This is a genomic window from Bacillus sp. ISL-34, from assembly GCF_018613325.1.
Classification (GTDB): Bacteria; Bacillota; Bacilli; order Bacillales; family DSM-1321; genus Peribacillus.
Map to the genome: position 1 here is coordinate 156378 of NZ_JAGGQJ010000036.1, position 12858 is coordinate 169235.

The following is a 12858-nucleotide window of genomic DNA, read 5'->3' on the forward strand; positions in this document are numbered from 1 at the left end:
GGTCACCTCGTCTCTTCTTTACGCTCCTTGGCCCGAAGCTGGCCGCAGGCTGCATCAATATCACTGCCTTGTTCCCTTCGGATCGTTACATTAATGCCGCGCTTCTTCAATGTTTTTTCAAACTCAAAAATTTGGTCCCGAGGTGTTCGTACATAGTTGCGTTCAGGTACATAGTTAACTGGTATTAAGTTAACATGGCATTTTATCCCTTTTATTAAATCTGCTAATTCTTCTGCGTGCTCCACTGTATCATTTTCGCCACCGAATAGACCATATTCAAAACTTACACGGCGACCTGTTTTTTCTGTATAGTATTTGATGGCTTCGATCAAGTCTGGAAGTTTGTAGGCCTTATTGATCGGCATCAATTTACTTCTTAATTCGGTATTCGGTGCATGAAGGGAAACAGCAAAGTTTATTTGCATGCTTTCTTCGGCAAACTTATAGATTTTAGGAATGATTCCACTTGTGGAAACGGTAATATGACGTGCCCCGATGTTCAAGCCCTTTTCATGGTTTATGTTCTTCAAGAATGACATCATATTATCGTAGTTATCAAACGGTTCACCGATTCCCATGATTACGACAGAACTAACACGTTCTTCCGATTCGTCAAGTGCTTGCTGAACTTTAACGACCTGGGCAACAATTTCCCCTGATTCAAGATTCCGCTTTAAACCGCCTAGTGTCGACGCACAGAATGTACAGCCAATTCTACATCCGACCTGTGTTGTCACGCAAATGGAGTTTCCGTATTCATGGCGCATCAGCACCGTTTCAATCGAATATCCATCTTGGAGTTCAAATAAAAACTTCATCGTTCCGTCATTGGACGTTTGCTGAATCAAAGTTTTCAAAGTTGTAAAGGTGAATTGTGATTCCAGCTTATCACGTAATGATTTCGAAAGGTTGGACATATCTTCAAAACTGGAGACACGCTTTTTATAAAGCCAGTCATATACTTGATCGGCCCGGAATGCCTTCTCTCCATTTTGAACAAGCCATTCTTTAATTTGGTGTAGCTCCAATGAGTAGATCGATGGTTTTTCTGGTGTCGTGTCTTTTCTTACTCTAGATGATTTAGTGATTTCTGCCATTACAGCACCTTCTTTCTAAAACTCGCAATAAAGAATCCGTCACTGCTAAAATATTGCGGAAAAACTTGCAGAGTATGACCCTCGATAAATGGCTGAACGCTTTCAGGCATTCTTGTGGACAAGGTTGCATCGCTTTCAAAATCCGGATGGCTTTCCAAAAATGCTGCAGCGACTTTGTCATTTTCTTCTTTATCCACCGTACAGGTACTATATACTAACCGTCCGCCTTGCTTAACAAGCGGGGCAGCCGATTCCAATAATTGTTTTTGTATACTTGAGAGTTTCATTATATCATCTTTTGTTTTAGTGTACTTCACATCAGGTTTCCGGCGCATGACTCCCAACCCGGAACATGGTGCATCGATCAGGACCCTGTCAAAACCTTCCTTATTAAAGTGTTCTTGCACTTTTCTGCTATCAAGGGCCATTGTCTTAATATTGTTTCTGAGCTTTAGGCGCTCCGCCTGTTCTTTAATGAGCTTGACCTTATGTTCATGAAGGTCGAGCGCATATACTTGTCCAGTGGTCAAGCCTTCTGCGATATGTGTCGTTTTCCCTCCAGGTGCAGCACAGCAATCGAGTACGGCATCATTTTCATTCGCACCTAATGCATGGGCAACAAGCATTGAACTCTCGTCCTGAATCGATAAATACCCCAATTTATAGCTTTCCGAATGAGCAAGATTCCCTTTATAGCTGACAATTGCTTCGGGAACGACTTCACTTGCTTCAACATCATATCCTTCTTCCGTTAGTATGCTGATCAGTTCACGGCGTGAAATCTTCTTTAAATTAACCCGGCCCGTCTGTAATGGCGCAGTTAAGTTGATTTCACACATTTCCCTGGTTTTTTCATAGCCAAATTGCTCTACCCAACGCTCCACAAGCCAAATTGGATGACTTACTTCTATGGAAAGCCGTTCCAGATCATCTTTAATTTCATCTAAAGAAGGAACACCATTTCTTTGGATATTGCGAAGCACGCCATTGACCATGGAGGATGTACCCTTATGTCCGCGTTTTTTGGAAATTTCGACAGCCTCGAAAATGATTGCATGATCAGGCACTTTATCCAAATAGACCATTTGGTAAACGGAAAGTCTAAGTAAATTGATGACCCAGCTTTGTGTTTTTTTAGGTTGTTTAATATACGGGTTCAAATAATAATCCAAAGTCATCTTCCGCTGTATGGTACCGTAGCTTATTTCTGTAAGCAAACCGCTGTCCACGGCGGATAACTGGTGCTTTTTAATCAAGTTGTTCAATAATAGGTTACTGTAGGATTGGTTTTTCTCTACAGATTCCAAAATATCGAGAGCGATTTCACGTACTCCCTTTTTAGTTTGCTTCATTCTGTTCTCCTAACTTCATGCCTGCTTTAATGAACGATCCGGCTCCGCGCAAGTAATCTTTCGCCGGCATTTTTTTCTTTCCTGAAGGCTGCAGTTCTGTAACTAGTATTGCCGTCTCATTGCCTGTCGAAACGATGAAACCATCATTTTGTACATCAATGACCGTGCCCGGCGCAGCCTGATTGCCATCTTCAAGTTTCTTTACCTGCCAAATCTTCAAAATGGACCCGTCTAAGGTTGTATAAGCAACAGGCCAAGGATTCAGGCCGCGTACATGGTTATAGATGTCTTCCCCTGATTTCGACCAGTCGATTCTTTCCTCCGATCGTTTGATGTTAGGCGCAAAAGACGCTCTAGCCTCATCCTGCTTGATCGGCTGTAACTCCTCATTAATAAGTTTCGGAAGTGTCTCTGCAAGTAAATCCGACCCTATCTTGCTTAATTTATCATGCATTGTTCCGACATTATCCTCTTCCTCTATGGCAACTTCCGCCTGAGTCAATATATCACCGGCATCCAATTTTTCCGCCATATACATGATGGTTATCCCAGTCTTTTCTTTCCCCTGTAAAATGGAATAATGAATGGGCGCCCCTCCACGCAGTTCAGGAAGCAGGGAGGCATGTACATTAATACATCCGTACTTAGGGGCATCCAGCAATTCATTCGGAAGGATTTGTCCGAAAGCCGCCGTCACCACCAAGTCAGCATTCAATGCGATGATCTTTTCAAGTTCCTCTTTTTCACGGATTTTTTCGGGCTGATAAACGGGAATCCCATGCTTTTCGGCTTCGACCTTAACTGGCGGCGGCGTAAGCACCTTTTTGCGGCCTACTGGACGATCGGGCTGTGTGACAACAGCGATCACATCATACCCTTCATCAATGATTCTTTTCAATACCGGCACTGAAAAGTCCGGTGTACCCATAAATATTATTTTTGTCATTCTTCTCCATACCTTTCTAACTCTTCTTCCGAAATATACCGGGAAACCTTACTTGTAAATAAAACTCCTTGCAGATGATCGATTTCGTGCTGAAGGGCCCTTGCGAGGAAATCTTCCGCTTCTATCTCGAAAAAAGATCCTTTTCGGTCTTGTGCCCGGACTTTGACACGGTATGGACGCGATACTTCACCATATAAACTCGGGAAGCTTAAGCATCCTTCAACACCTGTCTGTTCGCCTTCGATTTCCAGCACTTCAGGATTAATCAGTTCGATTGCACCTGATCCTTCCTCTATTTCAACGACGGCCACTTGCTTTTTCACGCCAACCTGAGGTGCTGCAAGTCCAACGCCATCCGCTTCCACCATCGTTTCATACATGTTATTTAACAGCTTTGCCAACTTTTTATCAAAACTTGTTACTTTATCGCATTTTTGTTGTAAAATTTTTTCAGGAAACAAGACAATCGGTAAAATAGCCAAAATTAAAGGTAACCTCCTAGATATGAAAAACAACACTTCATTATATAAAAACGCAAGCTGTAACAGCTCGCGGTAATCATCCATCTTTTAAACAATTACATCATGATCTGTGGATTTAAATCTATTGAAATCTGCAGCTGATTCTGAGCGGTTTCTTTTTGGTAATGCTCCAAAAGTGTGCGTAAATGCTGATTCAGGTCCCGCTCTCGTTTGTATTTTATCAGACATTGATAGCGATATCTATTGTTGATTCGACTTATGGGCGAAGCAACCGGACCTAGTACGATAGAATCCCGATTCAATCGTGAGCCTAAATAATTGGTGATTTTTTCAGTAACACTCACCGTCTTCATCAAGTCTTCATGTGAAACGGTTATAAGAACAACATAATAATAGGGAGGGTAATGACTTTGCCTCCTTAGATGCATCTCCCGTTCATAAAAAGCATCATAATCCTGAAAGGCAGAAAGCTCGATGCTGTAGTGCTCGGGTGTATAGGTTTGGATGACGACTTCTCCCGGAAGCTGATGACGTCCTGCCCTTCCGCTGACCTGTGTCAGCAGCTGGAATGTCTTTTCCGAAGAACGGAAATCAGGCAGATGCAGCATCGTATCAGCTGAAAGGACTCCAACAAGGGTGATATTAGGAAAATCAAGGCCCTTGGCAATCATTTGGGTGCCTAGCAATATATCGGCCTTCCCTTCTCCAAAGGCATTCAGCAACCGCTCATGTGAACCCTTCTTACTCGTCGTGTCAACATCCATCCGTATGACCCGTGCTTCAGGGAGGATTTTCGCAAGCTCTTCTTCAACCTTTTGAGTGCCTGTACCGAAGAACCTTATATGTTCACTTTCACATTCAGGGCAAACTGAAGGCATTCCCTCTTCAAATCCGCAATAATGGCATTTCATTATATCATTAAAGCGATGATATGTGAGTGAAATGTCACAATTAGGGCAGTTGATGACCAATCCGCAGCTTCGGCACATCACAAAGGAAGAATGCCCCCTTTTATTTAGCATCAGAACTGTTTGCTCCCCCTTCTCAAGCCGGTCTTTCAGCTTGGTAAAGAGCAGCTCCGAAAACATGGAACGATTTCCCGTTCTTAGTTCTTCCCTCATATCTACAATATCCACTGCTGGCAACGCATTTTTATTCATCCTCTGGCTAAGTGTCAATAATTTATAGACATTTTTCTTGGCCCGCGCAAATGATTCAAGTGTAGGTGTGGCGCTGCCAAGAATAACCGGGCAACTATATGATTTTGCTCTTTCAATGGCAACGTCCCTGGCGTGATACCTTGGCGTTTCTTCTTGCTTATAACTGGATTCATGCTCTTCATCAATGATGACCAGCCCCAGGTTTACAAAAGGAGCAAACACGGCGGAACGCGCGCCCACCACCACTTTTACTTCTTTACGGTGAATTTTCCGCCATTCATCATATTTTTCACCTACAGATAAACCGCTATGCATGACAGCTACCTGCTCCCCAAACCGTTCCTTAAACCTCTTCACCGTCTGTGGCGTTAAGGAGATTTCAGGTACAAGCATGATGGCTTCCTTCCCTTTTTCAATGACAGAGGCAATTGCCTGGAGGTACACTTCCGTCTTCCCGCTGCCGGTTACACCATATAAAAGGAAAACATCATGTTCATCATGATGTATTTTCTCTTGGATAGGCTTCAAGGCAGCTGCTTGTTCAGCTGTAAGTGTAAAGGGAGTGGATTTTTCGAACACACGGTTTTCATAAGGATCACGGTATATTTCTTGATCCATTTCCGCCAAGGCCCCTTTTGACACTAGGGATTTGACGGTACCGCTTGATGTGTTCATCAATTCAAGCAATTCTTTTAACGGAATGGGTTCTTGATGTTCAATAAAGTATTGAAGGAGTTCCTGTTGTTTCTTTGCATGGCTGGACATGGCTGATGCCATTTCTTTCAGTTCCTTAGGGGAAAGCAAAGATTTAATGACACGGACCGTCTTCTTATTAAGTCGGTTTTTCACATTATATATGAGCTCAAGATTGCCATTTTGCATTTCCTTTTGGAAGAGGGATGCGTTCTCCCCTTCAATCACGTCTTTCCAAGATATTGAATCATTTTTTCCGAAAAGGTTTTGAATGAATGGAGGCAGCCGATCCTTTTTATCTTCAACGACTTTGATCACTTTTTCATACTTTGCTTTCATCGCTGCCGGAAGCATGGCCTGTAGCGCTGAAATTTTAAAGCACATCGCCTCTTTGGTCAACCAGTCACCCAGCTGAAGCAATTCATCATTAAGGATGGGCTCCAAATCCATTGGTTCTTTTATATAGCGTAATTTCGCAAAGTCGCTTTTAGCTTTAAAGCCTGTGACGAATCCCTGCACCATTCTTGGGCCGAATGGGACGATGACCCGCATTCCGGGCTTGATGACTTGGTTCCACTTTTCAGGTATGCGATAGTCGAATTCTCGATCCGTTTGTTTAGCAGGTACATCCACGATGACGGATGCTATATCCATATGACATCATTCCTTTTGCATGCGAGATACTTCTGCCAGGATGCTCTTAGCTATATCCGCTTTACTCATTTTTGGAAGTTCGGTCGCACTTCCATCTTTATCGTAAATGGTCACGATGTTCGTATCCGTTCCAAATCCTGCCCCTGCGACGGTAACATTATTGGCAACGATCATATCTGCGTTCTTTTTGACTAATTTCCCTTTTGCGTATTCTTCAACATTGTTCGTTTCAGCCGCAAAGCCTACCAAGATCTGATGAGTTTTATTTTCACCGAGTTCCATGAGGATATCCTTTGTCCGTTCAAATTCAATCACATTTTCCCCTGGCTGCTTTTTCATCTTTTGAGCATGATAAATCTTCGGTTTATAGTCCGCCACTGCAGCCGTCATGATTACGACGTCACTGGAATCAAACTGATCGAATACCGCATCATACATATCTGCTGCTGATTCCACTGGTATTACTTTGGCCTTGGAAGGTGGTGTCAAGTTCACTGGGCCAGTGATCAATGTCACCTCAGCGCCCATTTCAATTGCTTCTTCGGCTAGGGCATAGCCCATTTTGCCGCTGGAATGATTCGTCACGTAACGCACGGGATCGATTGCTTCACGAGTCGGTCCCGCCGTTATCAAATATTTCTTTCCTATAAGAGGCAGTTGTTGTGATTTGCGATCACCGAAATATCGATTGAGATGTTCTACGATTGTTTCCGGTTCCTCCAATCGCCCTTTCCCTACATAACCGCAGGCCAAATACCCTTCACCCGGTTCAATGAATTGATATCCGAACGACCGAAGTGTCTCCATATTTTTCTGAACCGCCGGGTGGGCGTACATGTGCACGTTCATTGCCGGCGCAACCCAGACAGGCGCTTCCGTTGCCAGGAGTGTGGTCGTGATCATATCATCCGCGATTCCATTGGCTACCTTGCCGATGACATTGGCTGTAGCTGGAGCCAATAGGATGATGTCAGCCCAATCAGCCAAGTCGATGTGGGCAATGACTGATGAATCCTTCTCATCAAAAGTATCTGTATACACATCATTTCTCGAAAGTGCTTGAAAGGTGAGCGGCGTAACGAACTTACGTGCCGATTCACTCATGATCACTTTAACATGCGCACCTTCCTGAGTTAATTTACTTGTCAGGGCAGCAGCCTTATATACAGCAATCCCGCCGGTGACACAAAGAAGTACTTTTTTATCGATAAGCATGCAAATTTCCCCTAACTATACTTTCTATTTTTTCTAATTATGACTGAAAAGCGAAGAAAATTCATTTGAAATGCGCAATAACATTTGGATTTTCCAACATTTCATATCTCGCCTGCTTTCATGACTTCCGTTTTTAAAAATCAAAACAAACAGGCCTGACACCTTGGCCGCAGGATGGAAGCATGTAACGCTCCTGTTTGCTTTAGGGTGTCAGGCCCGATAGGTCAAGCTATGTGTTCTCTTAGTTTTCCTCGTAAGAATTATCGTAAGTCAATTTACCGGAATGAATTTCTTCAAGGGCACGACCTACTGATTTATAGGAAACCGGTTTAGTTACGAGGCAATTATCTTTTATTTGCATTTCCCTGGCGCGTTTAGCTGCCACTGATACAAGTGAGTATTTAGAATCGATTTTAAGTAATAGAGAATCAATTGATGGATATAACATAATTTATTCCGCCTCCAACATTTTTTTATATAAAACAGCAACTCTTTCCCGACGGCAATGCTCGGCAATTACAATTGCATTAATTCTAGCACATGCGGCATCCACATGATCATTTTCAACAACATAATCATACAGATCCATAAGTTCTATTTCCTCCTTGGCCACTTTCATCCGTCCTTTTATCGCTTCCTCCGTCTCGGTCCCGCGAGTAACGATGCGGCTTTCGAGTTCGGTCAAACTCGGAGGAGCAAGGAAAATGAAAAGTCCTTCAGGGAATTTCTCCCGGACCTGTTTAGCTCCTTGAACTTCAATTTCCAGAAATACATCTTTTCCGGAATCGATTGTTTCACGGACATAATCCACGGGTGTTCCATAATAATTACCGACGAACTCGGCATATTCCAGCAATTTGCCTTCTTTGATCAGTGCTTCGAATTCCTCGCGTTTTTTGAAGAAATAGTCCACTCCGTCCACTTCACCATGACGTGGCAGCCGTGTCGTCATCGAAATTGAATATTCGAATGCCGTTCCTGGCTGAGAAAAAATCGCCTTTCTTACAGTTCCTTTACCAACACCGGATGGACCGGACAAAACGATTAATAAACCTTTTTCTCTCATATTGTTTCAGTTACCCCTCTTCTACGCTGTCATCTCTATCTTGAAGCCGTGCGGCAACCGTTTCCGGTTGAACGGCAGATAAGATGACATGGTCGCTGTCTGTAATTATAACGGCCCTAGTCCTTCTACCATATGTAGCATCTATTAAGGATCCGCGGTCTCGGGCGTCTTGGATGATCCTTTTGATCGGAGCCGATTCAGGGCTCACGATGGATACGATCCGATTCGCGGAAACGATATTCCCAAAACCAATATTAATGAGCTTAATTGACATTTTTGTCCCCCATTCATATCTATTGTCACCTTGTTAGGTTCATCATAAACCGACTACTCGATATTTTGAACCTGTTCCTTTAATTTTTCAAGCAGACTTTTCATTTCCACCACTTCTTTGGTAATGGCCGAATCATTTGCCTTTGATCCAATCGTATTGACTTCCCTATTCATTTCCTGGACAAGGAAGTCAAGTTTCCTTCCAATTGGTTCACTATGGGTAAGCGTCCTTGAAAATTGCTGTACATGGCTATCGAGTCGGGTCAGTTCTTCATTTATATCACATTTATCAGCAAAAATGGCCGCTTCTGTCACAATGCGGCTATCTTCGATCAATCCATCAGTCAACTCTGCCAGTTTGATTTCCAACCGGGCTTTATATTTTTCGACGACTGAAGGTGCATGCATTTTGACCCCTTCAACAATCTCACCAAACTTTTCAAGCTGGCGTTTCATGTCCAAGGCCAGTTCCTGACCTTCCAGATTCCGCATTTTTTTCAGGTTTTCCAATGCCCCCGTGACAGCCTTCAATAACAGGGATTCCAAATCGGCAGGAACCGCAGGTACTTCTTCCGTCATGAAAATCGATTCAAGTTGCAGCATATCCTGTAATGTAATGGAACTTTCCAGATTGTATTTTCCCTTGACTTCATCCATCAATCCCACATACTGATCAGCAAGATCCCAATCGATCTTCACCTTTTTGGAAACCAGGCTTTCACCTTCCACTGTAATGAAGATTTCCACCCGTCCCCTTCTTATGTATTGATTAGCCTTCTTCTTCACCTTTTCTTCCAAAACCAAAAGCTGGCGCGGCATTCGAATCGTATATTCACAAAAACGATGGTTCACGGTCTTGATTTCAGCAAAAACCTTGACCTGTTCGTTTTCCGCTTCTTCTCTTCCATAGCCCGTCATACTGGTAACCATGGTTCCACATCCTATCAAACATAATGTAGTAATTTAGCCTTTAACATTCATTATATATTAGCTACAGCACGAAAACTTTAGCTCACAAATAAAATACTACAAAAATAAAAAGGCAATAGAGCAAGACTCTACCACCTTAAAGATTATATCATATATCATTGTGCTTTTCTTGCTAAAAAGGTTCCAGCCAGTAAAAAAGTTGGAATGGATGCCATTCCTATTACTAATAGCCAATCCCTTCCTGAAATCGGTACCGTATGAAAGATTGTTTGCAAAGGCTGCACATACATGACGGCTACCATCAATAATAAGGAGGATAATACCGCCCCCACTAGATAAAGGTTACCGAATGGATTTCTCGAGAAGATCGAACGTTCACTTCGGCAATCGAATACATGTATAAGCTGAGCCAGGACCAAGGTAGCGAACGCAATCGTTTGTGCATAAGCAAGGTTATCCGGATTTGCACGATATACAACATAAAATGCGATCAATGTAGAAACCCCGATCAGAAAACCGCGTGAGATGATTTTCCAGCCAAGCCCTCTTCCAAAAACACCTTCATTAGCATTCCTTGGATTTCTTTTCATTACATCTTCTTCTGCGGAATCCAGGCCCAACGCCATCGCGGGCAGTCCGTCAGTTACAAGGTTCACGAATAAGATCTGGATTGGTATCAAAGGTAACGGCAAGGCACATAGCATAGCAAAAAACATGACCAGAATCTCCCCAACATTGGAAGCAAGCAGATAACGGATGAACTTCCTGATGTTTTCATAAATATTCCTGCCTTCTTTGATGGCCGATTTAATTGTGGCAAAATTATCGTCAACCAATATCAAGGAAGAAGCTTCCTTAGCGACATCAGTACCCGTGATTCCCATGGATATACCAATATCCGCTGATTTTATCGCAGGGGCATCATTGACACCATCCCCAGTCATTGCAACGACATGTCCTTTATTTTGTAAGGCTTTTACGATTTTCAACTTATGTTCCGGGGAAACGCGGGCAAATACTGAAACACTTTCAACAACTTCCTCAAGCTCCCCGACGTCCATGTCCGCCAATTGCCGTCCTTCAAGTACACGGTCCTTTCCTTTTAAAATACCAAGTTCTTTAGCTATTGCCTTTGCGGTTATTACATGGTCGCCAGTAATCATGACAGTTTTGATCCCGGCATCCCTGCATTCCTTAACTGCTTGCTTCACCTCCGGACGCGGGGGATCGATCATGCCCTGCAGTCCCATGAAGGTCAAATTACGCTCAGCTTCGGTTTCATGAAGCAAAACCGTCCCTTTTGAAAGGGGTTTATAACCTACAGCAATCATTCGAAGTGCCTGCGAGGCAAGCTCATTCATGTCCTGCTGCACCCTTTCCTTACTCTCCCGATTTAATATTTCCGACCTTCCTTCCCAAAGAATCGTATCGGACTGGGCGATCAATACGTCAGGGGCCCCTTTTGCGATGACAAAATGATTATCTTTATCATCCTTCACTATGACACTCATCATTTTGCGGCTCGAGTCAAATGGAAACTCCTTGACTATCGTAAACCTCTTGGACAAGTGTTCCCTCGTCAACCCTGCTTTCATTGCCGCGACCAACATCGCCCCTTCTGTCGGATCACCGTCTAAAATATATTGTTTACCATTCTCCTTTAACTCAGCTTTGTTACAGAGCATGCCGAAGGTAATTATTTGAAGCAAGGCATTATGGTTTTTAGGGGCAACTGAAACCCCCTTTAAAGAAAACTCTCCGACAGGTTTATAACCAGTACCGCTGACATCCCAAGTTTTCCCTCCACTCCAAACCTTCGTCACCGTCATTTTGTTTTGGGTCAGTGTTCCAGTCTTATCTGAGCAAATCACCGTTGCGCAGCCTAGCGTTTCTACGGCAGGAAGCTTGCGGACAATCGCTTTTTGTTTGATCATACGCTGAACGCCTAAAGACAAGGCTACGGTCACAATGGCTGGCAAGCCTTCGGGAATCGCCGCAACAGCCAATGATACCCCGGCCAAAAACATCGTATAGAGGTCATGCCCTTGAATGACACCAGTCAGGACCACAATTACAGTTAATATTAAAGCTGTGACGATCAAAATTTTGCCTAGCTGCTCCAACCTCCGCTGAAGCGGTGTTTCTTTTGTTTCTGCAGTCTGTAGGAGATCCGCAATCTTGCCCATCGCCGTATTCATTCCTGTAGCGGTTACGATTCCGACTCCATTTCCTCTTGTCACCATCGTTCCCATAAAAGCCATATTTTCCTGATCACCGATACCTTCGACCTCATTCATCAATGGATCAGAACATTTAACGGCCGGGAGTGATTCACCGGTAAGTGCAGACTCTTCTATTTCGAGGCTTGAATGGTCGACGATCCGTAAATCGGCACCGATTCGGTCACCGCTCGAAAACTTCAGGATATCACCCACAACAACTTCTTTAGATGGGATTTTTAGCCACTGTCCACCTCGAAGCACGTTAACTTGCGGCGCAGCCATTTCCTTTAGGGCATCCAAGGATTTTTCTGCCTTACGTTCTTGAAAAAAACCAAGTAATCCATTCAAAAAAACAATCGCCATGATGGCAATCGCATCGATATATTCACCCAAAATCCCGGAGACTAAGGTCGCGGCAAGTAAAACTATGACCATGAAATCTTTGAATTGGGCGAAGAATAAAAGAATGGCAGACTGTTTTTCTCCTTCCTTCAATTCGTTAAAGCCATGCTTTCGCAGCCTGTCCTTTACTTCATCATCGTCCAAACCGTGTGTAACGTTTGTTTGAAGTGCTTTCTCCATTTCTTGATTATTCATTTCCTTGAACTCCATCAAGTATCACACATCCCTTTGAATAGAATGAAATAGGCTCCTGTATACATCTCAACAGGCGCTTTTTGCTTTACTCATCCAACACCTGCCTGCTTACCGATACATAAAACAACCTGCTCTTCTTCCATGATTATTCAGACTCGTCCAAAATAATGC

The 12858-nt window shown here is 43.4% G+C and carries 11 protein-coding genes; all 11 read right to left on the bottom strand.

Annotation, left to right across the window (positions count from 1 at the left end):
• Positions 1 to 2: 2 nt before the first annotated feature.
• Complete coding sequence (rlmN, locus tag J7E52_RS23655; protein WP_137018769.1) at positions 3 to 1097, bottom strand: dual-specificity RNA methyltransferase RlmN; 1095 nt, start codon at positions 1095 to 1097, stop codon at positions 3 to 5.
• Positions 1097 to 2449, bottom strand: coding sequence for a 16S rRNA (cytosine(967)-C(5))-methyltransferase RsmB (gene rsmB, locus J7E52_RS23660; RefSeq protein ID WP_214750797.1), 1353 nt, complete (start codon positions 2447 to 2449; stop codon positions 1097 to 1099). Before rsmB ends, rlmN begins: the two co-directional genes overlap by 1 nt.
• The gene (gene fmt / locus J7E52_RS23665) at positions 2436 to 3395 is read right to left on the bottom strand and encodes a methionyl-tRNA formyltransferase (RefSeq protein ID WP_214750798.1); all 960 of its coding nucleotides are present in this window, start codon (positions 3393 to 3395) and stop codon (positions 2436 to 2438) included. The genes rsmB and fmt overlap by 14 nt, the downstream gene beginning before the upstream one ends.
• Positions 3392 to 3877: a peptide deformylase gene (gene def, locus J7E52_RS23670; protein WP_214750799.1), complete on the bottom strand. Its 486-nt coding sequence runs from the start codon at positions 3875 to 3877 to the stop codon at positions 3392 to 3394. The genes fmt and def overlap by 4 nt, the downstream gene beginning before the upstream one ends.
• Before the next feature lie 95 nt (positions 3878 to 3972).
• A complete protein-coding gene (priA, locus tag J7E52_RS23675) occupies positions 3973 to 6384 on the bottom strand; it encodes a primosomal protein N' (protein WP_214750800.1) in 2412 nt (803 codons plus the stop codon).
• Between the two features lie 6 nt (positions 6385 to 6390).
• Positions 6391 to 7599 carry a bifunctional phosphopantothenoylcysteine decarboxylase/phosphopantothenate--cysteine ligase CoaBC gene (gene coaBC / locus J7E52_RS23680; protein WP_214750801.1) on the bottom strand — a complete coding sequence of 403 codons (1209 nt, stop codon included), beginning with the start codon at positions 7597 to 7599 and terminating at the stop codon, positions 6391 to 6393.
• A 241-nt stretch (positions 7600 to 7840) separates the two neighbouring features.
• Positions 7841 to 8047 carry a DNA-directed RNA polymerase subunit omega gene (rpoZ, locus tag J7E52_RS23685; protein ID WP_214750802.1) on the bottom strand — a complete coding sequence of 69 codons (207 nt, stop codon included), beginning with the start codon at positions 8045 to 8047 and terminating at the stop codon, positions 7841 to 7843.
• Positions 8048 to 8050: 3 nt separating this feature from the next.
• Positions 8051 to 8665 (bottom strand): guanylate kinase, encoded by a 615-nt coding sequence (gene gmk, locus J7E52_RS23690; RefSeq protein WP_076366617.1) that lies wholly within the window; start codon positions 8663 to 8665, stop codon positions 8051 to 8053.
• Between the two features lie 10 nt (positions 8666 to 8675).
• Positions 8676 to 8939, bottom strand: a complete 264-nt coding sequence (gene remA / locus J7E52_RS23695; protein ID WP_034313813.1) for an extracellular matrix/biofilm regulator RemA — start codon at positions 8937 to 8939, stop codon at positions 8676 to 8678.
• A 53-nt stretch (positions 8940 to 8992) separates the two neighbouring features.
• Complete coding sequence (locus J7E52_RS23700; protein ID WP_214750803.1) at positions 8993 to 9868, bottom strand: YicC/YloC family endoribonuclease; 876 nt, start codon at positions 9866 to 9868, stop codon at positions 8993 to 8995.
• 155 nt (positions 9869 to 10023) lie between these two features.
• Positions 10024 to 12702 carry a calcium-translocating P-type ATPase, SERCA-type gene (locus J7E52_RS23705; RefSeq protein WP_214750884.1) on the bottom strand — a complete coding sequence of 893 codons (2679 nt, stop codon included), beginning with the start codon at positions 12700 to 12702 and terminating at the stop codon, positions 10024 to 10026.
• Positions 12703 to 12858 lie beyond the last annotated feature (156 nt).